We start from the raw sequence: 24,777 nt of genomic DNA on the forward strand, positions 1-24,777 counted from the left end.
GTGCCTTTCGGCTTCCCTTTCATGTCGAAACCTGCTTTTTCCCATAGCTATGGGACAGTCATTATTGATCACAGGCGGGGCGCGATCAGGCAAATCTGCACTGGCGGAAGGCTACGCTTTGGAGCCGACGGGCAAAGCTGTTTACATCGCAACCGCCCAAGCACATGACGCGGAAATGGCTGCACGTATTGCTGAACATCAAAAACGGCGCGGCCCTGAATGGACAACCATTCAAGCCCCCTTTGATCTGGTTGACGCGCTAACTCAATCGGATGGCGGCGACCCGCGTCTGGTTGATTGTCTCACGCTCTGGCTGACCAATCTTATGCTATCGGACAAGGACTGGCGCGCCGCGACTGAAACCCTTGTTCATACAATTGCGGCCCAAACTGCCCCGGTGATCTTTGTCACAAACGAGGTGGGCGGCGGAATCGTTCCGGAAAATAAACTGGCCCGCGATTTCCGTGATGCAGCTGGCTGGGTCAATCAAACTATTGCGCGTGCGTGCGGCTCTGTTGTGCTGTGTGTTGCTGGCTATCCAATGAAAGTAAAATCCAATGACCATCCTGACTGATCTGACGTCCCTTGATGACGTCGCCAAATTGGTGCTTCCTGAAACAGACCAAGCCGCCGCGACCGCTGCATCCGAACGCCAAAACAGCCTGACCAAGCCACCCGGATCGCTGGGCCGGCTTGAAGAACTGGCGATCTTTATGGCGGGATGGCAGCGCAGCGAGATGCCCGTGATCAACAAGGCGCAGGCCCTCGTGTTTGCTGGCAATCACGGCATTTGTGCCCAAGGCGTCAATCCGTTCCCTCAAGAAGTCACCGCCCAGATGGTCGGAAATTTCCAAGCCGGGGGCGCTGCGATCAACCAGCTGTGTCGCGCCAACGGGGCGGATTTGTCGGTTGTTGCATTGGATCTGGATCAGCCCACGCAAGATTTCACCCAAGGCCCCGCGATGACCGAGGCCGAAACAATCAAAGCGTTGCAAAGCGGTGCCGCGGCCGTTGATCCTGACGCGTCGGTATTGATCTTGGGCGAGATGGGGATTGGCAACTCGACCATCGCCGCCGCCTTGGCTTGTGCCACCTTTGGCGGGGCCGCAGCGCAATGGGTCGGACGTGGAACCGGGTCGGACAGCGATGGTCAGGCCCTCAAGGCGCGGGTTGTCGACACTGGTGTCGCGCTGCACAACAAGGCACGCGGCATGGCGATGCTGGCAGCATTGGGCGGCCGTGAACAAGCGGCTATTTGCGGTGCCGTCCTTGAGGCACGGGCCCGTTCGATCCCCGTTATCCTTGACGGGTATATCTGCACGGCAGCGGTTGCGCCGCTTTATGATACTGCACCCGAATTGCTGGATCATTGCCTAGTTGGCCATGCCAGCGCCGAACCGGGTCACAAGCTGATGTTGGACGCGATGCAAAAGACGCCAATCCTGTCCATGAATATGGCCCTTGGCGAAGGCTCTGGTGCCGCATTGGCGCTTGGCGTGTTGCGCGCTGCATTGGAATGCCACAACGGTATGGCCACCTTTGCGCAGGCCGGAGTTTCCGGCGGATGACACGTTTCGCGGGGCGACTTGCTGAGGTACGGCTGGCGGTGATGATGCTAACGCGTCTGCCCGTCGGCCATCTGCAAGACCCCGCACCGACATTGGCGGCGGCCCGTTGGGCCTATCCGCTGGTGGGTCTGATCGTCGGTCTGATCGCATGGGGCATCCACAGCGCAATCATGTGTATCGGGGCCAGTGCTACCCTTGCTGCGGTCGTGACGCTGGGTTCCGTGATACTGACCACGGGCGCGATGCATCAGGACGGGCTTGCCGATTTTGCGGATGGTATTTGGGGCGGTCACGACAGAACGCGCCGCCTTGAGATTATGCGCGACAGCGCAATCGGCAGCTATGGTGTACTGGCGCTTATCCTATGCTGCGCCGTTTGGATTTCTGCCCTGTCTCAACTTGCCGGACAGGCCGGTATCCTCAGCTTTTTGGCCATCGGCGTTCTCAGCCGTATTGCGATGACGATCTGCTCTGCCACGCTGCCCTTGGCCAGAACTGACGGGCTTGGCGTGCTATCCAGCGGCGGGGATTCGAACTGGATGTTGTGGGCAGGACTGGCATTTATTGCTGTTGTCCTGCTTGGCTGGCAGGGGCTGGTTGTTCTGGCTGTGGTCGCGTTGGTTGCCACGCTCGTGGCAGGCATCGCGCGCCGCCGCATCGGTGGCCAAACCGGTGATGTGTTAGGGGCGGTACAGTTCTTATCTGAAACCAGCGCATGGGCAACGCTTGCAATAATGGCCGGTTGATCGTCTGATTAACCCAGACCGCAACGACACCCCGTTACCCGATACAGAGAGAAGACACCCAAATGCGCAAAGTGCTTTTGCACAGGCCGTTCCGTCACATGTTTATGGCGCAAATCATTGCGCTATTGGGTACCGGGCTGGCCACAGTTGCCTTGGGTCTGTTGGCCTATGACATTGCGGGCGGCAACGCAGCGCTGGTTCTAGGTGCAATTTTTACCATCAAAATGATCGCCTATGTGACAGTAGCACCGATTGCCGGGGCCTTTGCCGACCGCCTGCCCCGACGCGGGACATTGGTGACGCTGGATATTATCCGCGCGTTGGTGGCGCTGGCCTTGCCCTTTGTGACGCAGCTTTGGCAAATCTACAGCTTGATCATTATACTACAGGCCGCATCAGCCGCCTTTACCCCGATGTTTCAGGCCACAATCCCCGACCTGCTACCGGATGAAGACGACTATACCAACGCGCTGTCGCTGTCGCGGCTGGCCTATGATCTGGAATCTCTGATCAGTCCGCTTTTGGCAGCGGCCCTGCTGGGCGTGGTCAGCTTTCATGCGCTGTTTGTCGGCACCGCCTTTGGCTTTGCCGGGTCTGCACTGCTGGTCGGCACGGTGCTGCTGCCCGCCGTAGTACCCGGCCCTAGCCGCCCGATTTACGAACGCACCACGCGCGGTATCCGGATATATCTGGACACCCCGCGTCTGCGCGCCCTGCTCGCGCTTAGCTTTGCTGTTTCGGCGGCGGGTGCGATGGTTCTTGTGAACACGGTTGTTATTGTACGTGGCGGGCTGGGGCTGCCGCAATCAGCTGTCGCGATTGCAATGGCCGCGTTCGGGTTTGGATCTGTGGTCGTCGCCATGGCGCTTCCACGTATTTTGGGCCGTGTTGGAGACCGGCCTGTGATTTTGGCCGGCGCTGCGATCATGGGCCTGTCGCTGATCGCCTTGGCCGTGTGGACCGGCGTTATCGGACTTGGCTGGGGCGCGCTTTTGGTGTGCTGGGTGGCTGTCGGGGCGGGGTATTCCGCCGTGCTCACGCCAACCGGCAGGCTTTTGCGCAAATCGTCAAATGCAAGCGACCGCCCCGCATTATTCGCGGCACAATTCGCGCTTTCCCATGCGTGTTGGCTGGTCTGCTATCCGCTGGCGGGGGCCTTGATGACGAAATTCGGGTTGATCACCAGCTTGCTTTGCCTCGGCGTACTGACACTGGTCGCGATGATGGTCGGCTGGCGGCTTTGGCCCAATCCGGATGTTGATATCGTCACACAGGATCGCCCAGATCAGTCTACCACCTGACGGTTCAGGTTCAGGCGCTGTGAATTTGACCTGCGCGTATCTCGACCTGCTCATGGGTGATCTGGGTGCGGAATTCGGTGGAATGGCTCACCAGTAAAATCGCCTGCGGCAAGCCTTGCAAAATCTCGACCAGCCGCGCCTCGTTTTGCGTATCAAGCGCATTTGTGGGCTCATCCAGCAACAGCACCTCAGGCTCCATCGCCAGAACCGTTGCCAAGGTCACAAGACGTTTTTCGCCCCCCGACAGCTTGTGCGTGATCCGGTCGCGCAGATGCGACAGGCGCAACTGCTCTAACAGGAGATCCACGATTTCAATCGCCTCACCTTTGGATTTGCCAAGGTTCAGCGGACCAAAGGCGATATCCTCGGCCACGGTAGGGCAAAACAACTGGTCGTCGGCATCCTGAAAGACCAACCCGATGCGGCGTCTGACCTCGTGAAAGTCGGCCTCTTGGCTGCGCTCTGTGCCAAAGGCACGCACGGTCCCTTGCTGCGGGGTTTGCAGACCAAGGATCACCCGCAAAAGCGTCGATTTGCCGGACCCGTTTGGCCCGGTTAGCGACAGACGTTGGCCCGGCATCAGCCGCAACGACGCCCCCGACAAAATTGGCGGCTGCCCGTGGTAAGAAAAATGGATATCATCAAGCTCGATCAGCGCCATACCAGCTCCAGACAAATCAGCAGGCCCATCGCTATCACGAACAATACGGAAAAGCGCCTGTCTGCTGCTGTTAGAACGAAATTTTGCAACAGATAGATGCGTCCGGAAAAACCACGGCATTTCATCGCGCCCAGTATCCGTTCAGATCGCTCAATCGCGCGCACCAGCATCATGCCCACCAGATAGCCAAAGCTGCGGTAGGTGTGCCAGTTGGTGCCGGGTCGAAAACCGCGCACCTTCATGGCACCCCGCAGCCGCAAGTATTCTTCGCGCAGAACCTCGATATAGCGGATGGTGAACATCAACAGATGCACCAAGATTTCCGGCACCCGCATCTTGTACAAGGCATGGCCCAGCGTCACGGGTTCCATCGTGCCGACCAGCGTCATCAGCGCAAGGATCACCGCATTGGCCGTCAGGGCAATTTCCACGGCACGCCACAGCCCCTGCCAACTGGCAGCAACCCCCCAAAGGGTAAAGATCGGGTCGCCGGGAATGGAAAAGGGCAACAGCACCAGCATAAAGATGATAAAACCATCCATCATTGCCATGCGTTTCAGGGTCGGACCCAAAGGCAGGCGCGACGCCCACAGCAACGCGGCCGACAGCACCATCGCGGCACCAAGCGCGGTCAGCGAAGATAGGCCAACCACCACGATACCAAACCCGATGGCTGCCAGAATGCGCACCCGCGGGTCCAAGCTGCCAATCAGGCCTGACACTTGCGCCGCACCGGTTTCGGTCAGCGTCGTGTCCCCTTGCTCTAGCACATGCGCCAAAGCCTAGGCCGCCAGCTTGCGGCGTGCCGCCAGATAAAACCCAAGGCCGAACAGACCAAAGATATATCCCATGCCGCCCAGAATGGATTGCAAATCATAATGCTCGCGCGTTGCGGCCATCTCGCGGCGCAGCGGGCGAATTTCATCGCGCACTGCCGCCGCGATCACGGCGCGTTCCTCGGCTGTTAGTGATGCGGTGGTCGTGGCGACATTCGCCGGGGCAACGACACCAGATGCGGTAGCCGTATCAGAGGCTGGCCGGGGTTTGCCCAGAATGGTCGCGACCTCTTGGGCGGGCATCGTCACCTCTGCGACATGCCCCGCGCCCAGATTACCACGAAAGATATGCGTGACGGGCAATTCCGGCCTGAACAGGAAAAAGCCGTCGGCATCTGTCTTTGTTTCGCCCAGCACCGCGCCATCAGGGCCGGTCACGGTAACCAACTGATCAACCGCCATGACCCCGTTCGAAAATCCGATCTCGCCTTCGATTACATCGCCGGACGGAAAAACCGAAAGCAGAACTTTATGCGCCATTGCAGGGATCGGAGCCGCACATAGCATCAAGATCAGGACAAGACGTTTCATGCATTTGCTCCTTTCGCGGTTTCGAACAATTCCGGTTTCACCTTGCGGGCCAGCAAGATGGCAAAACCGGTCAACAGCCCTTCGATGACCATGACAGGTATATGCGCAAAGAACACCAACTTGGCCGCCGGAATGAATTCATCGCCCGAGGCCGCCAGCGAAATAGCGACCACCCCGGTTGTCAGCGCAATTGCCAAAGCGCCGCCAATCCCGGCCCAGATCGCCCCCGCAGTCGGTGTGCCCGACGCCACAAGCCTGCGCAGCATCAAGCCCACCAAAACCGCCGGAAGGGCAATATTGACGGTGTTGACGCCCAGCACGGTCAGCCCGCCAAAGCCAAAGAATATCGCCTGAAGGACAAGCCCGACAAACAGTGCAGGAAAGGCGGCCCAGCCCAGCAAAATCCCGGCCAGACCATTCATTATCAAATGCACCGAAGACGGCCCGACAGGCACATAGATCAACGACGCCACGAAAAAGCTGGCGGACAGCACGCCCGCCGTTGGAATACGTTCCAACGTCAGGCTGCGCAGACCCATCGCGATGCCGCCCGCCGCAGCAACTGCCCCGGCGATCACAACAGTATTGGACAGCGCTCCGTCTACGATATGCATCGGTGTATCACTCCATGTCCCACGCGCGGATCCAGATCACGGCGTCTTGGCTCAGGTCCTTACCTTCATGTTCTGTGACGGGTCCAGACCCAAGCGCGGCAAAACCCCAATAGCCGGCCCGTGGCACCCCAAACGAGAAATACCCGTTCATATCCGATATCGCGACAATCGCCCCACCGGGCATGGCGCTGACAACGGGCGTGCTGGACGATGCGCTGTTTATGTCCGGCTCTGCCGCCATATATTCGATCTCGATCTCGGCACCCGAAACCGGCTGACCATCGGCCAATACTTGTCCGGTAAACGTCGATCCGGCGATGATGTTATAGGGCTTGTTGAGCGGTACAATTTCCGTGGGCAGGCCAACCGGATTCATCCAGTCGGTCGGCAGTTGATTACGGTTCAGGAAGGCCTTGGTGATCTGCTGGATATAAATATCCTCGGATTCTTCGTAGTAAGGCGCGGGCACTGTGACCAGAACATAGTCACCCGACCGTTTAACAGGCACGTGACCCTTGAACGCCGCCCCCGTATTTTGACCGCCGGTGAATTGCACAGGCTCCAGACCATCCATCAGATCGGTTTTGTCGCCGTTGTGAATCATGTAGAATTCCAGCGGACGTTCCAGATCCATCACATGGCTGTTGTCCATCGGATGCCAAAAGATCAGCTTGACCGGCACATCACCCGGCCGGTCGATCATGGTATCGGTGGTATATTCCAACAAGAAATGGCCAGAGGCCATCGCAGGCAGTGTCAGCACAACGGCGCTGGCGAGCAGTAATTTTTTCATCAGTCGTCTCATCTTGGCGCCACACCCGGCGCGTATAAATTCGACCGCAAGGATATGGTTGGACCGGGACGACACACTCAATTGGCGCGCGGTTGCCACGGCCAAACGCACACCCCGGCGCCCAGTGGATGCACCCCGTTTACCATGGGGTGCGTGTCCGGCAGGTCTCCTGGCTTGCGGGTCAATGCGTTGGGCCAGCCTTCCCGGATTGCTCCAGTGACGTATTTGGCCCTGCTCGCCGCTGACAGTTGCGGGGGCAGCTGTAGATTTGACGCAAATGCGCCGCACTACATTCCCTCTTTCGCCCGAAAAAGATCGGGACCGGTCATAGCTCAGTCTTGGCAGATCGGTGCGGGCAACGTCAATCATTAATGCGGCACACAGAAACCGGCGCATCGACCTATTGCCCAGTCCGCTCTGCCCCGGCGCGCAAAAGATAGGTATCCATTATCCAGCCATGCTGCGCGCGGGCGTCGGCCCTTGTCTGGACAATCCGATCTGCCACATCGCCGATACTGCCGTGATCCAGAAGCTGTTCGGGCATGCCCAGAAAAGCCCCCCACCAGATCAATGTGTCCGCTGGCAAGTCCCGAAATGTGCAATCGCCGTCCAGCATCACCACCACTGTTTCGGCCCCCTCGGGCCATCCGTGGTCTCTCAGGCGGCGCCCCGTGGTGATCGTTACCGGGCCGTTGACCGTGTTCAGCGGCAAGGCATGCGCCGCTGTCAGCGCCTGAATGGCGGTGATACCGGGCACAACGCGTAAACGCGGCGACGGGGCAAGCCTGCCCGCAATGCGCAGGGTGCTGTCATAAAGCGACGGATCACCCCACACCAACAACGCCACCGGCCCCGCACGATCAGCCTCGGCCATAGCCGCCTGCCAACGGCGCGCGATTTCGTCGTGCCACTGCGCGACGCGATCCTGATAGGGCAACGCCGGATCTCGCACCGGATATTCGAACCGGATGATCTGTGCTGCTGTGCCACTTTGCGTCAAAATACCGTGGCGCAGGGCCAACAGATCGCCCTTGTCATCCCCCTTGTCGGGCACAAGGATCACTGCCGCATCGCGCAACGCCTGCATGCCTTCGCCAGTAACATGGGCGGGGCTGCCCGTGCCGATACCAATCAGCCAAAGGTCTTCGATTGTATGGTGCGGTGCGGCGGTCATGGCAGTTCATGCGCCAAGGGGCCGTATAGGATCAATGCCGCGCTATCACCGACCTCAAGCGCCAATTGCTCGGCCAGATCGCTGACCGTCGCCCGTGTGATGCGCTGTTCGGGGCGACTGACATCCTCGGCCAGAATGGCAGGGGTGTCGGCGGGCAACCCATGGGCCAGCAGCTTTTCCAGTAGGGCCGGAAACGTGCGTTTGCCCATAAAGACAACCGTCGATGCCGCCGGATCGGCAAGCGCCAGCAGGTTCACATCCCCCGGCAATTTGCCTGTCACATCGTGGCCCGTCACAAACTGCACCCGCCGCGCAGTCAACCGGCGCGTCAGTGGAATGCCGATGGCCGCCGCAGCCGCCACCGCCGACGGAATGCCGGGGATAATCTCGTAAGGAATGCCGGCAGCTCTCAACGCGACCAGCTCTTCCTCAAGGCGGCCAAACAGCCCGCCATCGCCGGATTTCAGCCGCACAACCCGTTGGTCGATTTGCGCGTAATCCACCAAAAGACGGCTGACGTGATCCTGCTTGGGCGATGCCCGCCCGGCGCGTTTGCCCACACCGATCAGATCCGCGCCGTTGCGCGCATATTCAAGGATCGGCCCGGCGCTAAGGTCATCGAACAAAACAGCGTCGGCGCGTTTCAACCGGTCAACGGCCTTTAACGTCAACAGCTCCGGATCCCCCGGACCCGATCCGACAAAGCTGACAAATCCGGTCATGTTGAGGCCTCTTGTGGCGTAATCAGGTGGAAGAACGTGCCCGTCACATGCCCGTTTTGCGATCCGGTTTCCGGCACAGGGTTGCCATCAGCATCCGACACTTTGGCCAGCGGCGCATCGGGCTGTTCAAGAATCGTCGAATAGTGGAATTCATGACCGAACAGCTTGTCACCTGTGTCAAAGCCCGGCATCCCGGCGACAAGTTCAACGCGCCGATAACCCAAGTGGAACTTGCGCTTTTCATAGCTGGTCACCAGCCCCAAAAGCCCCGCCATCTGGTGCGATATCCCGTCTTTGTCGATCAACGCAGCGCCAAGCGCCATGTACCCACCGCATTCGCCATGAATGGGGCGGTCTTGCGCGTGCTTTATCAATCCCGCACGGAAACGGTCGGCGCTTGCCAGGCGTCCGGCGTGCAATTCGGGGTACCCGCCCGGCAGCCAGACCAGATCGGCACTGGCATCAGGGGCTTCGTCGGCCAAGGGCGAGAATGGCAATATCTCGGCACCCGCAGCGCGCCAGCCTTCCAGCAAATGCGGATAGGTAAACGAGAACGCCGCATCTTGTGCCAAGGCAATGCGTTGCGCCGGCGGCTTGGGCAGATTGAACGCGCCCGCCTGCCCCGGCTTGCCATCAGCCGCAGCGCGGATCGCTGCCAAATCGATATGGTCACGCAGGAAATTGGCGTAACCTTTGATCGCTTCTTCAAGATCGGGATGTTCGACCGCCTGGATCAAACCCAGATGGCGTTCGGGCAGGGCAAGATCGCCACGCCGGGGCAAAGCGCCCAGTACCGTCAGGCCTGCTTTCTCCATCCCTAGGCGCGCCAACCGTTCGTGGCGTGGCGATGCGACCCTGTTCAAAATCACACCAGCAAAGGGCAGATCGGGCATATAGGTCTTGAATCCCAATGCCGTTGCCGCCGCCGACTGTGCCTGCCCGCTGACGTCAACCACCAGAATAACCGGCCAACCCATGCGCGCGGCGGTTTCGGAACTGCTGCCAAATCCGATCTGCCCGCGCGTCGCGACACCGTCATACAGGCCCATGGACCCTTCGGCGATGCAGATATCGGCACCTTGGGATTGCGCCGCAACCGCACCCAGCAAATTCGGCCCCATGGCCCATGTGTCCATATTGAACGACGCCCGCCCGCAGGCGGCGCGGTGGAACGCGGGGTCGATGTAATCGGGACCTGATTTATAGGGCTGCACCGTCAGCCCGTCCTCGGACAAGGCGCGCAAAAGGCCCAGCATCACCGTTGTTTTGCCCGTTCCCGAAGACGGGGCCGATATCATAAGGCCGGGCGGGAAACCTGCGGTATCAGTCATCGCCTTCGCTCCAACCTGCCCACGGGCTATCGGCCGTTTGCGGGCGATAGCGCCGGTCATAATCCACCGAGTACAGACAGCTTTCGTCGAACCCTTCGCCCGCCAGCGCAGGCCCGACAAGGATCAATGCTGTGCGGGTAATATCCGCGCCAAGCCGCCCACCGATATCGGCCAGCGTACCGCGAATAATCTGCTGATCCGGCCAGCTTGCGCGGTAGACCACGGCGACCGGACAATCCGCCCCATAGGCCGGGGTCAGATCGGCGGTAACAGACGCGATGTTCTGCACCGAAAGGTGAATGGCCAGCGTCGCACCCGTTGCTGCGAAATTGGTCAGCGTCTCGCCCTTTGGCATGCTTGATGCGCGGCCCGGTGTGCGGGTCAACACAACAGATTGCGCCAACCCCGGCAGGGTCAATTCGGTACCAAGAGCCGCCGCAGCAGCGGCAAAGGACGGCACACCCGGGGTCACCGAAACGGGAATGTCCAGCGCGCGCAAACGGCGCATCTGTTCGCCCATGGCAGACCAGACCGACAAATCCCCCGAATGCAGCCGCGCCACGTCCTGCCCAGCGGCATGGGCAGCTTGCATATGCGCGACAATCGCATCCAGATCCAACGATGCAGTGTTAATGATCGTCGCCCCTTCGGGACAATGATCCAGTATCGCCTCGGGCACCAGCGATCCGGCATAAAGGCACACAGGGCAGGATGCGATGATATCGCGCCCGCGCAGGGTCAATAGATCGGGTGCGCCGGGTCCAGCGCCGATAAAATGAATGGTCATATTGGGTCTCCAATAGCGATGGCGCAGGTTGCCAACGTGTCAGGTGAAATCAAGCGGGTGCCTAGCAAACGTGCACCCGGGCCGGCCGCCGCAAGGGCCGCCGCTTCGGCGACGCTGCCGGTGCCATAGGTTTTCTGTGATGCCGCCGAGCAGGTCAGCACCGGTTGCGTGGTCAGTCTTTCAGGCGGCACAGCATCGGCAGGCACGCCAAGCGCCCGCGCCAGATCGGCAAAGGGTTTATCACCGGCTTTAGCCGCCGCCGTGGCAATCAGATCGGGTGCGACATCATACAACGCCAGGGCACTGCGCAGGCTGGTCACGTCAGCCGATTTGCGAAACCCGAAACCTGCAACGATCATAATATCACGCTCCATTGCACGATGGGGTAGCTGGATTTCCAGCCGCGCCTTGTGCCCAGCGGTGCCGCTTGGGCCAGCTCAATACGCAGCAGATCACCACCACGGGCCGATTGCGCCCGCATCAACAGCGTTTCGCTTTCCAGCGTCACCGCATTTGCCACCAGCCGCGTGCCGATTGGTACATTGTCGTAAATCCAATCCAGCAGCGACGCCGACAGCCCGCCGCCGACAAAAACCGTGTCGGGCATCGGAAGTGGTGCCAAAACATCCGGCGCAGCACCTTCGACCACGGTCAGGCGGTCCATACCAAGCGCGGCAGCGTTTGACACGATCCGCGCGGCGCGGGTAGGGTCTAGCTCGATCGCTGTGGCGCTTAGGCTCGGGTCGCTCAGCAGCCATTCAATGGCGATTGAACCGGACCCACTGCCGATGTCCCACAGATGTTGAAACGGGCGCGGTGCCAGCGCCGACAAGGTCAGCGCGCGCACGGGGCGTTTCGTCATGGTGCCATCACTGTCAAAGAATTCATCCGGTCGGCCACTGGCAAGCGGCAACGGAACACCATCGCCCGAAACATGCACAGCGGCGCAGACAGGATGCCCGAATTCAGCGCCGTCCAAATCGGCTGCGGTCAGATCACTGCGACGCGCGCGCGGTCCGCCCAGCGCCTCAAGAACGCTGACCTTTGAAGCGCCCCAACCCTGTGTTGTCAGGTAATCACCCAGCGCCGTAACCGCAGCCCCATCGCGCAGCAGCACGATCAGACGCACGCCTTGGGCAAGGGTCGGACGCAGCCGGGTCAAAGGGGCGGCATGCAGGCCGAAACATGTCGTGGTCTCAAGCCGCCAGCCCATCGCGCTTGCCGCCAGTGAAAACGTCGATATGCCCGGCAAGGCACGCCATTCTTCCGGGACAAGGTGGCGCATCATGCTACTGCCCGCACCAAACCAGAACGGATCACCCGACGCCAGCATCACCACCTGCCGACCGCGCAGCGCCAGCAATTGTTCAATCCCATCGGCAAAGGGCACGGGCCAAACGATCCGTTCGGCTTGCACGTCAGGCAGTAAATCCAGATGACGCCCCGCCCCCATGACGATTTCTGCCTCTGCCAACGCCGCAAGGCTTGCAGAGCTAAGGCCATCTGCGCCATCTTCGCCCAGTCCAATGATGGTCAACCAAAGCGAGTCAGCCATGCACATCAACCCCCTGATCCTGGGCGGCACGACCGAGGCCACAGCCCTGTGCAACGCGATGCACCGCGCCGGGCTGTCCGGTACCGTATCGCTGGCGGGCCGTGTTGCGAGACCAATCCGCCAACCGTTGCCGCAACGCAGTGGCGGGTTTGGCGGGGCCGAGGGGCTGGCCCGTTACATCCGCGACCACGACATCACCCACGTGATTGACGCGACGCATCCCTTTGCCGCGCAGATGAGCCACAACGCCGTTATCGCCAGCGCGCAAACCGGCACACCGCTGATCGCGCTGACCCGCGCGCCGTGGCTGGCAACCGCACAAGATAACTGGACCCATGTGCCCGACATCAAAGGTGCCGTTGCCGCGCTGAACGGCCCGCCCGAGCGTATCTTTCTCGCCGTCGGCCGGATGCATCTGGCTGAATTCGCGCCCAACCCGCAGCATTTCTATCTGCTGCGGCTGATCGATGCGCCCGACGGACCGTTGCCCTTTCCCGATCATAAGATCGTGCTGGATCGCGGCCCCTTTACCGCCGAGGGTGATCTTGCTCTGATGCGCAGTCACGGCATCACCCGTGCCGTTTCCAAAAACTCTGGTGGTGCCGGCGCGCAGGCCAAGCTGTTGGCCGCCCGTACCCTTGGAATCCCTGTGATCATGATCGACCGACCCGCATTGCCCAGCCGCCACGAGGCCCATGATGTGGCTGCGGTTCTGGACTGGATCAATCATGGCAAGACCGATCTGGGGGTATAAACGATAGGGCCATCCGCCCCTTCAATCACCCGCGTGTTTGATGCGCCGACAATAACAACTGTGCGCATATCGGCCATTTCAGGCCGGGCATCGGGCAACGCCACAACGCGAATATTTTCATCCGGTGTCGACACCGCTCGCGCAAAGATGATGGGCCGCGCATCGCCGCAGGCCTCGTTCAACACCTCAAGCGTGCGGACAAAGCCATCGGGCCGCGATTTTGATCGCGGGTTATAAAACGCCATGGCGAAATCGCCCTCGACCGCCAGACGCAGACGTTTTTCGATCAAATCCCACGGCTTGAGGTTATCACTTAGGTTGATGGCACAAAAATCATGCCCCAAGGGGGCGCCCGCACGCGCGGCGGCAGCAAGCATTGCCGTGATCCCCGGCAGCACGTCGATTTTTTGCTCACGCCATTCAGCTGGCCCGTCCTCAAGCGCCTCGAAGACGGCCGAGGCCATGGCGAAAACGCCCGGATCGCCAGACGATACCACCACAACGCGCTGCCCGTCTGCTGCCAAGGTCAATGCGTGAGCTGCCCTGTCCAGCTCGACCCGGTTGTCACTGGGGTGCAGGGTGAGGCCCGGGCGCGCTGCGACACGCGCAACATAAGGAATATAGCCGATCACATCCGTGGCTTGGGCCAAGGCATCCGCCACCTGCGGGGTGACCAGATCATCCGCTCCGGGGCCAAGCCCGACGATTTTGACCCAACCCGTCATGGCCGCCGCCCCTGCCCATGCACGACAATGATGGAAAAATACGGCGTCACGCGGTCCTCGGCCTCTGACAGGCGCTGCATGGTCTGGCCCGGCATGCTGGCATATTCGACCAGCCACGCATCGTCATATTTGCCCGCCGCCTTTAGCGCATCGCGGACCTTGTCGATGTTACGTCCGATTTTCATCACCACCAGCGCATCGGTGGTCTTCATCCGCTCTGTCAGCTCCTGCGCATTCAAGGTGCCCATCAGCACGGTCAGGATATCATCGCCCCACGTGATCGGCGCGCCGGTGGCTGTCCACGCGGCAGACATACCGGTGATGGCAGGCACGACCTGAACCGGCACGTGATCGCGCAAACGCGTATAGACATGCATGAACGATCCATAAAAGAACGGATCACCCTCGCTGAGCACCACAACATCTTCGCCGCCCTCTGCCAGCCCGCGCAGATGCGCGGCGCAGTCCGCATAAAAGCCGGACAGGATTTCATTATAGCGCGGGTCGGTCAGCGGAATTTCCGTGGTAACGGGATATTCCATCGCGAATTCGACCACGTCAGGGCGCAGCAACCCGTCGATGATCTTGCGGGCCTGCCCGTCGCGCCCGGCCTTGCGGAAAAACGCGACATGACGCGCGCCAGTCAGCAAACGATGGGCGCGCAGGCTCATCAGATCCGGATCGCCGGGGCCAAGGCCGACACCATGAACCGTGCCGACGGTCATTCGGCATAGCTCGCGATTGCATTGATCGCCGCGACGGTGATGGCACTGCCACCCAAACGCCCTTCGACAATGCAGCTGGGTACGGGTTGATCCTCCCACAGAGCATCCTTGCTTTCACGCGCGCCGACAAAGCCGACAGGGCAGCCGATGATCGCCGCCGGACGCGGGCAATCGGGATCTTCGAGCATGTTCAGCAGATGAAACAGCGCGGTGGGTGCATTCCCGATCGCGACCAGCGCACCCGCCAAATGGGGCCGCCACAGTTCAAGCGCGGCAGCAGAGCGGGTGTTACCCATCTGCGCTGCCATATCTTTCACGGCGCTGTCATGCAGCGTGCAAATCACCTGATTATCCGCAGGAAGGCGGGTGCGGGTCACCCCTTCGGACACCATGCGCGCATCGCACAGGATCGGCGCGCCATTCGCCAAAGCCGCCCGCGCCGCATCGGCAAAACCCGGCGACAGGCGCACGTGTTTTTCCAGCCCGACCATCCCGCAGGCATGGATCATGCGCACGACAATGGGTTCTTCTTGGGGTGAAAACGCGTCCAGATCGGCCTCGGCGCGGATCATGGCAAAGGATTGTTTGTAGATGGCCGCGCCATCCATTTCATAGCTGTAAGACATGAGGTTTCAGAATTCTCCGGTCAGCAATTTATCAGGGCTTAGCCCTGTTTTAAGGGGGGTATCACCTGCGTGGCCCCCCCGCACAAGATCAAATGTCCCGTCCCGCCCGACGAGGGTAAGGTCAGCCCGCCGCGCCCGCGCGCAGCCTTTGGCGCAGCCCGACACATGCAAGCTGCCCGTGACCATCGGTGCCAGTCGCCGCGCCAGATCGCGGGTTTCCACACTGGCCGATGCACAAAGCGGCGCGCCGGGACACGCGTCAACGCGCATCAGCGGATCATCTGCGGTGGTGACAAAGGCGGGATCGTCGGGCGGTGCCGCCCCTTCAAGCACAAAAGCCCGCCATGGTGTAACCCGCAGCCCTTGCGCATCGCCAAGCACCCGCACCAAGGCGCGCGCATCGATTTGTCCAAACGGCGCGCCGATCAACGGCCCACCGGACGTCGCGCCCAATTCCGGGCGCGGCTGTGGTGTTAAAGGGGGCTTAACCGTCCATGCCTTGGGCAAGGGGGCACCAGCCACAACAGCCGCCATGCGACGGGCCTGCGGTGTGACGTGATCCGCCAACCAAACTGCCATTTCGATCAACGCAGGAATTGCAGTGTGCGCCGTCACGGGGCGGCCAGTGGCACAGCCATCGGCCCGCAGGATCAGGCCGCCCTCGCCCTGCTCCAGCCTTATGTCGGCGGGGTCATTTGTCAGCAGCGGGCCAACGGGGTCACAATCAACGGCAAAACCCACCTTGGTTGGCAAGTCCGGCAAATCCCCCAGACGCGTCAAAAGCTGCGCGGTCAGGGTCGCAGTCATATCGCCGGTTGTCCAAAATGGCGCGACCAGGATATTTCGGCGACGTTCCATCGCGGGGTCTTCGTCCAACAGGCCAAGCCCGCCCAACGCCATCAAAACGGCGTCATGATCGGCCTCGGCCACACCACGTATTTGCAGGTTAGCACGGTTGGTCAGATCAATATGGCCCGACCCATAGCGCAGGGCGATATCACACAGCCCCGCCGCCTGATCGACCGTGATCCGCGCCAGTTTAGGCCGCACCCGCATGACCAGCCCATCGGCTGCCATCATTGGCTGATAGGCACCGGGGCACCAACCTTTGACCATGGGCGCTTGGGTCACGGCAATGCCTCCAGACCCGCCAACACCGAATTGCGTCGCGTTTGCCATAGCCCGGCCTGCAGCAAGGCCGCAAACCGCGCCTGCATCGCCGCATGAGCCTGCGGGTTCGCATCACGCAAGAAGTCATCGGTTTCAGGATCGCCCAAGGTGGCATCATGGTACAAATCAAACAAATGCGGCGGTACTGCCCCCGCCAGATGGGCAAAGCTGGCCATATGATCCAAGGTCGCCGCCATCTCGGCGGCGCCGCGAAACCCGTGCTGTTTCATCCCCGCAATCCAGCCGGGATGCGCCGCACGAGCATGAACGACGCGGGCAATTTCTTCGGTCAGGCCCCGCGCACGGGGGTGATCGGGGTCGGTGTTGTCCAGATGATACAGCTTGGCCTGCCCGCCGGTGACCCGCTGAGCTGCGGCAAAGCCTGCCTCGTGGGTGGCGTAATCGCTGGCCAACAACAGATCGGTTTCCGGCAAATCCTGCAGATGAACAAAACTGTCGGCACCCGCCACGCGGCTCGCGATCCCGCTGGGGTCTTGCACTGCGGCGTCGCCATCCAGCGCCCAACTGCTGGCCTTGAGCCACGCCTCGCCCGCCGCGCGCCTGCTGGCATCGTCATAGGTTTCCAGCGCGGCCCCCATGCCGAACCCGAACTGGCCCGGCGCAGGCCCGTACACACGGGCAAGATCGGCACGCCCGGCAAACGGGTTCCAATCCGCCGCCTCTTCGCGGGTGGCAAGGGCGCGCACCGCTTGCGCATAAAGCGCGGACAACGTCGGAAACACATCACGGAACAGGCCGGACACCCGCAGGGTCACGTCAACACGGGGGCGGTCCAACTCGGCGATCGGCAGAACCTCGATCCCGGAAACGCGCTCTGATCCTGCGTCCCAGATCGGGCGTACCCCAAGCAGCGCCAGCGCCATGGCGAATTCCTCGCCTGCGGTGCGCATGGTGGCCGACCCCCACAAATCAACGATCACGCCGCGCGGCCAGTCGCCTTCGTCTTGTAAATGCCGCCGCACCAGTTCCTGCGCCAGCACCACACCTTGGGCATAAGCCGCCCGCGTGGGCACCGCGCGCGGATCGGTCGTGAACAGATTGCGCCCGGTGGGCAGTACATCGCGCCGCCCGCGATAGGGCGATCCTGACGGACCGGGGGCAATGCGCCGCCCGTCCAGCGCATCCAAAAGCGCGCGGCGTTCCCCCTGAACCGAGGTTTCAGTCGCAAACGCCGTACCACTTGCAGGCGGGCGGCCCCAGATGTGCAGACCAACGCCGAACTGGCTTTCCTTGATATCACAGACAAAGCGGTCAATCCGGCCAATCGCCTCGGCGCTGCACGACGCGTCATCCAACCCCAGATCGGCTTCGACACCCTGCGCCTGTGCTTCGGCGCGGATATCACCCTGCAACCTGTCACGGCGGCGCGGGTCCAGCCCATCCGCGTTCGAAAATTCATCTAGCAACGCCTCGAGCCGGGCCAAACGATCCGGTGTTTCACTGACCTGCATCGGCGGCGGGATATGGCCCAGCGTCACGGCCCCAATGCGCCGTTTTGCCTGCGCGGCCTCGCCGGGATCGTTGACAATAAACGGATAGATCACCGGCAGCGATCCGGTCAGCGCTTCGGGCCAGCAGGCGTCCGACAACGCCACAGATTTACCCGGCAGCCATTCCAGCGTGCCATGGGCACCGATATGGATCAGCGCATCGCATTCCTGCTGCAGCCACAGATAAAAGGCCACATAGGCATGGCGCGGCACCCGTGACAAATCATGATAACTATCCTCGCGCCCCTGACTGCTACCTCGTTCGGGTTGCAGTGCCATGAATATGTGCCCGCGCTGAACGGCGGCAAAGCAAAATGCGCCGTCTTTGACTTCTGTATCTTCCTCGGGGGCACCCCAAGCTTCCTCAAGATCATCGATCATTTGCTGCGGCAGGCGCGCCAACGCGGCTTTGTAATCGTCCAATGGCCAGCGGGCGCTGCGGGCCAGCAGGGCGTCTTGCAACGATGGTTCGGCAGGTTCTTGCGGCGATCCGGTCTGATATCCGGCAGCGGTCAGGTCTTCCAGAATAGCCGTCGCCGATTGGGGGGCATCCAGACCAACTGCATGGCCCATATTCCAATCCTTGCCCGGATAGGTCGACAGGACCAACGCCACATGTCGCGCCTGCGGGGCCTTGGCGGCCAGATCAAGCCAGCCCATGACGCGCCCGGCAATCGCGGTAATCCGGCTGGGGTCGGGCTGATGGGCATAGCGGGAAAATTGCAGATGATCATCGCGCAGGCCCGGTTGTTTGAACGACGCGACACCGGCCAGAATACGGCCGTCGACCTCGGGCAGGACAACATGCATCGCAAGGTCAGCGGGGGATAAACCGCGTTCGGCTTCCTGCCATGCGTCGCGGGTCGAGGTGGCCAGCGCCACCTGAAACACCGGTACGCCGCCGGCATCAAGGGGCGAGTTGCCATCGTCGCCCTTGCCGGAAAATGCGGTGGCGTTAACGATGGCACTGGGGGCCAGTTGCGCGATTTGCCTGCGCAGCCAACCCGCCGCGTCAGGTGCCTTGAGCGAGGGGGCGAACAACGCGATCACATCACAACCGCGCTGGCGGAATGCGTCAAACAGCGCGGTGATCGGCGCAAGGTCAGCCGCCACCAGATATGAGCGATAGAACACGATCACGATCCGTGATTGTCCTGCCAAAGCGGGGGGGTGCCCGAGTGCGACCAACGGGCAGGCGGGCCCGGTTTCAGGCGTCCAAGCGCCAACAGGCGGCAATCCTTTGGCCCCCTGCACAGGCCCCGCATATAACCCTGCCGCCAACGCCAACTGCGCCAACGCGGCCTGCGCCGCGACCACGCCGCCCGTTGTGCACAGATGCGATAACCTGCGCAGCGTCGAGACAGGCAATGTCGACATTTCATCAAGACGGCTATCGGGGCGACCATCGGCAGGCAACACCGCCAGCGCGATCCCGCGTGATTGCGCCAACGCGCGTATCTGTTGCAGCCCGTAGGGCCAATAGGGCACCCCGCCAATCAGACGGATCAATATGCCCTTCGCGCCCGAAAGCGTATTTTCCACATAGGTATCAACGGACAGCGGATGCTTTAGCGCGGCGATATTTGCCAGTCGCAAAGACGGCAGACGCCCCTCGGCACCGCCGCCACGATGCCACCCTTCGGCAAAGGCCCCCAGATCGGAATCAGAAAGCGACAGCACCACCAAATCTGCGGCGTCCTGCCCCAGATCTGTTGGTGTGTCGGTTTCCTCCAACCCATGGCTTTCCCGAAATATGACATGCATATGTGGTTACTCGGCAGCCTGGCTTTGCACAGCACCCAAGGCGGCGCGGATCACATCGGGGGCGATATCATCATGCTCTGCAATCACGACAAGGCGGCCCTGACGGGCCTCGTCCGCGCCCCATGGCCGGTCATATTGATGCCGCACCCGCGCGCCGACGGCCTGCACCAACAGGCGCATCGGCTTGCCGGTTACAGCGGCATATCCCTTGATCCGCAGAATGTTGTGGTCACGTGCCAACCCTTCGATGGCCGTAACCAAGGCGGCAGGGTCGGTCTGTTCAGGAATATCCACAACAATTGATTCAAAATCGTCATGTTCGTGATCATCATGCCCGTCGTGATGGCTGGGGCGGGCGTCCATGTCGTCCTCTGCTGCGGCCTCAAGGCCCAGAATGATCCGTGGATCAACCACACCTTCGGCCACCTCGATGATGGGCAACGGGCGCGGCGTTTCTGCATTGATCAATGCTTTGGCTTTGGCAACGCCCTCGGGGCCAGCCAGATCAGGCTTGGTCAGCAGAATGATATCGGCACAGGAAATCTGATCTTCAAAGACTTCGGACAATGGCGTTTCATGGTCAATGCTTTCGTCCGCGAGACGCTGCGCATCAACGGCTGCAACATTGGGCGCGAAACGCCCTGCTGCGACGGCTTCGGCATCGGCCAGCGCAATAACGCCATCAACAGTGATTTTCGACCGGATATCAGGCCAGTCAAACGCTTTCAAAAGCGGCTTGGGCAGTGCCAGACCAGAGGTTTCGATCAAGATGTGATCGGGGCGCGGGTTCAGCGCCATCAAAGCCTCGATCGTGGGAATGAAATCATCGGCAACGGTGCAGCAAATGCAACCATTCGCCAGCTCCAGAATGTTTTCCTCGGGGCAGTCGGGTATGGCGCAACTTTTCAGGATATCACCATCAACACCCACGTCGCCAAATTCGTTGACGATAATCGCCAGACGTTTGCCGCCGGGGTTTTGCATCAGGTTGCGGATCAATGTTGTTTTACCTGACCCCAGAAAGCCGGTGATCACGGTTACAGGCAATTTTGCAAAATCAGTCATCTCAGGGCTCCAGCGGTTGGGAAAGAGGGGGAATACGGGCAACACAATTGCGTTTGAAATGTTCGGGGCGTTCGCGCCACGGGATCAGACCATCGCGGGTCGCATGATAACGCGCGGCCCCGTCCAAGATCATCTCGGGGTGGTCGGCTTCATCGACATTGGCAAAAACATAGGTCCATTTGTCGCTGTCCCCGCGCAGGGCAACGGTGCACCCGTGATCGCAGTTTTGCAGGCATTCAACAGGGGCGACCTGAACCCCATCGGGCAGATCAAGCGCTACGATCCGGTCATACAGCGCTTGGCCGGGCCGCCGGTCGTCTTCCGGCGTTTCTTGGCCCCGACGACATTTCACACAAACCAAAAGCTGTGTTGGCTGCCCGCCGCCGGCGTTTTGTTCAGTATCTTTCATGGTCCTCGGTCCCATCTGGTAAATGGAACGCGGGTCTGATGACGAGGCGAACCGGCACGCGGAACAAACCCCGACACCGGAACACCCCGTCCGGTCTTGGCATCTCGTGCTGGCAGGTCTCCCGGCTCACGGTTGTCGGGCGGTGGCCCACGGTGGATCTGCCTTCCCAGCCTTTGGCCAGTGGCGTTGATCCTCCTCAATCCGTTCACGGTCGCGGGGGCGGCTGTATTTGCCGGTACAAAACCGGATACACATTCCCTTTTCACCTGTTTACACAGGAACCAGCATAAGGGCAGATGGTCCTAATCGATAAGACTTGTCAAGAACGAGGACACCCAATGACCGAGGACATCAACGCCCGCCACACCGAAAAGATGCGCAAAATTAAAACCGCGCGCGATAAGATGATGCAGACCAAGACCGACGAAAAGGGTCTGATCATCGTGCATACCGGTGCAGGCAAGGGAAAATCATCCTCGGGGTTTGGTATGATTATGCGCTGCATTGCGCATGGTATGCCCTGCGCCGTGGTGCAGTTCATCAAGGGCAATTGGGTCACCGGAGAGCGGAAGTTCCTGACCGAACGTTTCGCCGATGAATGCCGGTTTTTCGTGTCGGGCGAAGGGTTCACCTGGGAAACGCAAGACCGCGAACGTGACATCGCTGCCGCGCAAAACGGTTGGAAGATCGCCAAAGAGCAGATCCTGGACCCGGAAATCCAATTCGTTCTGCTGGACGAGATCAACATCGCCCTGCGTTATGATTATCTGGACATCGACGAGGTGGTAGATTTCTTGCTGCACCAAAAACCGGCGATGACCCATGTTTGCCTGACCGGCCGCAACGCCAAGCCCGAACTGATCGAAGCTGCCGATCTGGTCACCGAAATGAACTTGGTCAAGCATCCGTTCCGCGATGGTATCAAAGCGCAAAACGGCGTGGAGATGTAAGCCACAGCATTAAGCGGCTGCCACTTATCCTGCCTTCTTTCATATACTTACGTCGCGTCCAGCGACCCTAAACGCGTGGCCTCGGCCCTCCGGGACCGCGCGAATGCTGCTATATATTGACGTCTTTATTGTGTTACATATTATCACAATGCTTGATATTTAAGTAACATTTAAGTTGCAGCGAATCGCGACTATCCCTAAGCTCATTAATCAAGGGAGACTTTCATGGACGCTTTCATTTGTGACGCGCAGCGCACACCCATTGGCCGTTTTGGAGGGGCTTTGTCATCGGTTAGGGCCGATGATCTGGCGGCTGTGCCGATCGCCGCGCTGATGGCACGCCACCCCGATCTGGATTGGTCAAAGGTGGACGATGTGATCTTTGGCTGTGCCAACCAAGCGGGCGAAGATAACCGTAACGTGGCGCGTATGGCCGCATTGCTTGCTGGGCTGCCAGTGGATGTGCCGGGTGCCACGATCAACCGTTTGTGCGCGTCGGGCATGGATGCCGTCGGTGCCGCCGCCCGCGCGATCAAGGCAGGCGATATGGATCTAGCGATTGCTGGCGGCGTTGAAAGCATGACACGCGCGCCGTTTGTAATGCCCAAGGCCGAAACCGCGTTTTCGCGCAATAATGCCGTCTATGACACCACTATCGGCTGGCGGTTCGTGAACCCCAAGATGAAATCGAAATACGGCGTCGAATCGATGCCTGAAACCGGTGACAACGTCGCGACCGACTATGACATCAGCCGCGCCGATCAAGACGCATTTGCCAAGCGCAGCCAGGATCGTTGGGATGTCGCCGATAAGGCCGGTATTTTCGCGGACGAAATCGCGCCAGTGACGATCCCGCAGCGCAAGGGCGATCCGATTGTCTTTGACCGCGACGAACACCCCCGGCCCGGCACGTCGATGGAGGCGCTGACCAAACTGCGCCCCATAAATGGCCCCGACCTGACAGTCACAGCCGGCAATGCGTCTGGCGTCAATGACGGTGCGGCAGCAATGCTGATGGCGTCCGAGGCCGCTGCAAACCTGCACGGCCTGACCCCGATTGCCCGTGTCGTTGGTATCTCAGCCGCCGGTGTTGAACCGCGCGTGATGGGTATTGGCCCTGTACCCGCCAGCCAAAAAGTTCTGGCCCGCGCCGGTCTGACCATCGACCAGATGGACGTGATCGAACTGAACGAGGCATTCGCCAGCCAAGGCATCGCCACCCTGCGCGCCCTTGGGGTCGCGGATGACGCGCCTCACGTGAACGCAAATGGCGGTGCGATTGCCATCGGTCACCCGCTGGGCATGTCCGGCGCACGGTTGGTCATGACTGCCGCGCTGCAACTGAAACGCACAGGCGGCCGCTATGCCTTGTGCACCATGTGCGTCGGTGTCGGCCAAGGTGTCGCCATCATTCTTGAACGCGCAAGCTAACTGTTAAATCCCCCTGAAAGGATCTGAACGATGTATGCACAGATGATCAAATCCACCGGCGAAGGTGTCAAATCTCTGGACGAGATGGATCCGCAAGAGCGCGCCTTTCAGGAACGGATTAATGCAGGCGGCAAGATTGAACCGAAAGACTGGATGCCGGACGGGTATCGCAAGAACCTGATCCGGCAGATCGGCCAACATGCCCACTCTGAAATCGTCGGCCAGCTGCCCGAGGGCAACTGGATCACCCGCGCGCCCACGCTGGAACGCAAAGCGATCCTGCTGGCCAAAGTGCAGGACGAGGCAGGCCATGGTCTGTATCTTTATTGTGCCGCCGAAACATTGGGCGTTACCCGCGACCAACTGACCCGCGACTTGCTGTCGGGCAAGATGAAGTATTCGTCGATCTTCAATTATCCGACCCTAACATGGGCGGATATGGGTGCCGTGGGCTGGTTGGTTGACGGTGCCGCGATCATGAATCAGGTGCCATTGCAGCGCACATCCTACGGGCCATATGCCCGCGCCATGGTGCGCATCTGTAAAGAGGAATCATTCCACCAGCGCCAAGGCTACGACATCATGATGAAGATGGCCAAAGGCACAGAGGCGCAGAAAAAGATGGCGCAGGACGCGCTGAACCGCTTCTGGGGGCCCGCATTGATGATGTTCGGCCCGTCTGATGAAAACTCGGTCCATTCGGCGCAATCCATGGCGTGGAAGATCAAGATGAACAGCAATGACGAACTGCGTCAGAAGTTCGTCGATGAATGCGTTCCGCAGGCTGAATATCTGGGCCTGACCGTCCCCGACCCCGAACTGAAATGGAACGAGGAACGCGGACATTACGATTTCACACAGCCCGATTGGGATGAATTCTTTGACGTTTTGCGCGGCAATGGCCCGTGCAACACCGAACGGCTCGAAGCGCGCAACAAGGCGTGGGATGATGGTGCTTGGGTGCGCGATGGGCTGATGGCCCACGCCGCGAAAAAGCGCGCAGCGAAACTGGCAGCGGAGTAATTTGA

Annotated in this window: 26 protein-coding genes and 2 riboswitches; of the genes, 8 read left to right on the top strand and 18 right to left on the bottom strand. The window is 60.5% G+C overall.

What is annotated here, in order from left to right; all coding sequences use genetic code 11:
- Positions 1–49: 49 nt before the first annotated feature.
- From cobU to KZZ06_RS10250, 4 genes are all read left to right on the top strand, one after another.
- Positions 50–574 carry a bifunctional adenosylcobinamide kinase/adenosylcobinamide-phosphate guanylyltransferase gene (gene cobU, locus KZZ06_RS10235; protein WP_219579942.1) on the top strand — a complete coding sequence of 175 codons (525 nt, stop codon included), beginning with the start codon at positions 50–52 and terminating at the stop codon, positions 572–574.
- Entirely contained in the window at positions 558–1,568 is a 1,011-nt protein-coding gene (gene cobT, locus KZZ06_RS10240) for a nicotinate-nucleotide--dimethylbenzimidazole phosphoribosyltransferase (RefSeq protein ID WP_219579943.1), read from the top strand. The genes cobU and cobT overlap by 17 nt, the downstream gene beginning before the upstream one ends.
- Entirely contained in the window at positions 1,565–2,314 is a 750-nt protein-coding gene (cobS, locus tag KZZ06_RS10245; RefSeq protein ID WP_219579944.1) for an adenosylcobinamide-GDP ribazoletransferase, read from the top strand. The genes cobT and cobS overlap by 4 nt, the downstream gene beginning before the upstream one ends.
- Positions 2,315–2,376: 62 nt before the next feature.
- Entirely contained in the window at positions 2,377–3,615 is a 1,239-nt protein-coding gene (locus KZZ06_RS10250; RefSeq protein WP_219579945.1) for an MFS transporter, read from the top strand.
- Between the two features lie 10 nt (positions 3,616–3,625).
- Here the strand turns inward: KZZ06_RS10250 and KZZ06_RS10255 are convergent, their stop codons facing one another.
- From KZZ06_RS10255 to cbiE, 11 genes are all read right to left on the bottom strand, one after another.
- Positions 3,626–4,276 (bottom strand): energy-coupling factor ABC transporter ATP-binding protein, encoded by a 651-nt coding sequence (locus KZZ06_RS10255; protein WP_219579946.1) that lies wholly within the window; start codon positions 4,274–4,276, stop codon positions 3,626–3,628.
- Positions 4,267–5,055, bottom strand: a complete 789-nt coding sequence (gene cbiQ, locus KZZ06_RS10260) for a cobalt ECF transporter T component CbiQ (RefSeq protein WP_219579947.1) — start codon at positions 5,053–5,055, stop codon at positions 4,267–4,269. The genes KZZ06_RS10255 and cbiQ overlap by 10 nt, the downstream gene beginning before the upstream one ends.
- Before the next feature lie 3 nt (positions 5,056–5,058).
- A complete protein-coding gene (locus KZZ06_RS10265; protein WP_219579948.1) occupies positions 5,059–5,643 on the bottom strand; it encodes a cobalt ABC transporter permease in 585 nt (194 codons plus the stop codon).
- Positions 5,640–6,257 (bottom strand): cobalt transporter CbiM, encoded by a 618-nt coding sequence (cbiM, locus tag KZZ06_RS10270; protein WP_219579949.1) that lies wholly within the window; start codon positions 6,255–6,257, stop codon positions 5,640–5,642. The genes KZZ06_RS10265 and cbiM overlap by 4 nt, the downstream gene beginning before the upstream one ends.
- A 7-nt stretch (positions 6,258–6,264) precedes the next feature.
- Positions 6,265–7,050 (bottom strand): DUF4198 domain-containing protein, encoded by a 786-nt coding sequence (locus KZZ06_RS10275; protein WP_219579950.1) that lies wholly within the window; start codon positions 7,048–7,050, stop codon positions 6,265–6,267.
- Positions 7,051–7,191: 141 nt separating this feature from the next.
- A riboswitch (cobalamin riboswitch) is annotated at positions 7,192–7,391 on the bottom strand.
- A gap of 59 nt (positions 7,392–7,450) precedes the next feature.
- Complete coding sequence (gene cobF, locus KZZ06_RS10280) at positions 7,451–8,224, bottom strand: precorrin-6A synthase (deacetylating) (RefSeq protein WP_219579951.1); 774 nt, start codon at positions 8,222–8,224, stop codon at positions 7,451–7,453.
- On the bottom strand, positions 8,221–8,946 hold the full coding sequence (gene cobA, locus KZZ06_RS10285) for a uroporphyrinogen-III C-methyltransferase (protein ID WP_219579952.1): 726 nt from the start codon (positions 8,944–8,946) through the stop codon (positions 8,221–8,223). Before cobA ends, cobF begins: the two co-directional genes overlap by 4 nt.
- The gene (locus KZZ06_RS10290) at positions 8,943–10,277 is read right to left on the bottom strand and encodes a cobyrinate a,c-diamide synthase (protein WP_219579953.1); all 1,335 of its coding nucleotides are present in this window, start codon (positions 10,275–10,277) and stop codon (positions 8,943–8,945) included. Before KZZ06_RS10290 ends, cobA begins: the two co-directional genes overlap by 4 nt.
- Positions 10,270–11,064: a precorrin-4 C(11)-methyltransferase gene (gene cobM / locus KZZ06_RS10295; RefSeq protein WP_219579954.1), complete on the bottom strand. Its 795-nt coding sequence runs from the start codon at positions 11,062–11,064 to the stop codon at positions 10,270–10,272. Before cobM ends, KZZ06_RS10290 begins: the two co-directional genes overlap by 8 nt.
- Entirely contained in the window at positions 11,061–11,423 is a 363-nt protein-coding gene (locus KZZ06_RS10300) for a cobalamin biosynthesis protein (RefSeq protein ID WP_219579955.1), read from the bottom strand. Before KZZ06_RS10300 ends, cobM begins: the two co-directional genes overlap by 4 nt.
- Positions 11,420–12,619 (bottom strand): precorrin-6y C5,15-methyltransferase (decarboxylating) subunit CbiE, encoded by a 1,200-nt coding sequence (gene cbiE / locus KZZ06_RS10305; RefSeq protein ID WP_219579956.1) that lies wholly within the window; start codon positions 12,617–12,619, stop codon positions 11,420–11,422. The genes KZZ06_RS10300 and cbiE overlap by 4 nt, the downstream gene beginning before the upstream one ends.
- Between cbiE and KZZ06_RS10310 the strand changes: the two genes are divergently transcribed.
- Positions 12,618–13,373: a cobalt-precorrin-6A reductase gene (locus tag KZZ06_RS10310; protein WP_219579957.1), complete on the top strand. Its 756-nt coding sequence runs from the start codon at positions 12,618–12,620 to the stop codon at positions 13,371–13,373. The two genes, cbiE and KZZ06_RS10310, sit on opposite strands and share 2 nt — an antisense overlap.
- Here the strand turns inward: KZZ06_RS10310 and cobJ are convergent.
- From cobJ to KZZ06_RS10345, 7 genes are read right to left on the bottom strand one after another with little or no spacing between them, the layout of a single operon-like run.
- Positions 13,346–14,098: a precorrin-3B C(17)-methyltransferase gene (gene cobJ, locus KZZ06_RS10315; RefSeq protein WP_219579958.1), complete on the bottom strand. Its 753-nt coding sequence runs from the start codon at positions 14,096–14,098 to the stop codon at positions 13,346–13,348. The genes KZZ06_RS10310 and cobJ overlap by 28 nt on opposite strands.
- Positions 14,095–14,823, bottom strand: a complete 729-nt coding sequence (cobI, locus tag KZZ06_RS10320) for a precorrin-2 C(20)-methyltransferase (protein ID WP_219579959.1) — start codon at positions 14,821–14,823, stop codon at positions 14,095–14,097. Before cobI ends, cobJ begins: the two co-directional genes overlap by 4 nt.
- Positions 14,820–15,449, bottom strand: coding sequence for a precorrin-8X methylmutase (locus KZZ06_RS10325; RefSeq protein WP_219579960.1), 630 nt, complete (start codon positions 15,447–15,449; stop codon positions 14,820–14,822). The genes cobI and KZZ06_RS10325 overlap by 4 nt, the downstream gene beginning before the upstream one ends.
- Before the next feature lie 6 nt (positions 15,450–15,455).
- Positions 15,456–16,628: a cobalamin biosynthesis protein CobG gene (locus tag KZZ06_RS10330; RefSeq protein WP_257884310.1), complete on the bottom strand. Its 1,173-nt coding sequence runs from the start codon at positions 16,626–16,628 to the stop codon at positions 15,456–15,458.
- Positions 16,577–19,894 carry a cobaltochelatase subunit CobN gene (cobN, locus tag KZZ06_RS10335; RefSeq protein ID WP_219579961.1) on the bottom strand — a complete coding sequence of 1,106 codons (3,318 nt, stop codon included), beginning with the start codon at positions 19,892–19,894 and terminating at the stop codon, positions 16,577–16,579. Before cobN ends, KZZ06_RS10330 begins: the two co-directional genes overlap by 52 nt.
- Before the next feature lie 6 nt (positions 19,895–19,900).
- Positions 19,901–20,959 carry a cobalamin biosynthesis protein CobW gene (gene cobW / locus KZZ06_RS10340; protein WP_219579962.1) on the bottom strand — a complete coding sequence of 353 codons (1,059 nt, stop codon included), beginning with the start codon at positions 20,957–20,959 and terminating at the stop codon, positions 19,901–19,903.
- Between the two features lies 1 nt (position 20,960).
- On the bottom strand, positions 20,961–21,368 hold the full coding sequence (locus KZZ06_RS10345) for a DUF1636 domain-containing protein (protein WP_219579963.1): 408 nt from the start codon (positions 21,366–21,368) through the stop codon (positions 20,961–20,963).
- 93 nt (positions 21,369–21,461) lie between these two features.
- Positions 21,462–21,669: riboswitch (cobalamin riboswitch) on the bottom strand.
- Positions 21,670–21,706: 37 nt separating this feature from the next.
- Between KZZ06_RS10345 and cobO the strand changes: the two genes are divergently transcribed.
- The 3 genes from cobO (at position 21,707) to paaA (ending at position 24,772) form a co-directional block, all read left to right on the top strand.
- Positions 21,707–22,318 carry a cob(I)yrinic acid a,c-diamide adenosyltransferase gene (gene cobO / locus KZZ06_RS10350; protein ID WP_219579964.1) on the top strand — a complete coding sequence of 204 codons (612 nt, stop codon included), beginning with the start codon at positions 21,707–21,709 and terminating at the stop codon, positions 22,316–22,318.
- 225 nt (positions 22,319–22,543) lie between these two features.
- Positions 22,544–23,749, top strand: a complete 1,206-nt coding sequence (pcaF, locus tag KZZ06_RS10355; protein WP_219579965.1) for a 3-oxoadipyl-CoA thiolase — start codon at positions 22,544–22,546, stop codon at positions 23,747–23,749.
- Positions 23,750–23,779: 30 nt separating this feature from the next.
- Complete coding sequence (paaA, locus tag KZZ06_RS10360; protein ID WP_219579966.1) at positions 23,780–24,772, top strand: 1,2-phenylacetyl-CoA epoxidase subunit PaaA; 993 nt, start codon at positions 23,780–23,782, stop codon at positions 24,770–24,772.
- Positions 24,773–24,777: the final 5 nt, after the last annotated feature.

This window comes from Sulfitobacter sp. CW3 (assembly GCF_019392245.1).
GTDB lineage: Bacteria > Pseudomonadota > Alphaproteobacteria > Rhodobacterales > Rhodobacteraceae > Sulfitobacter.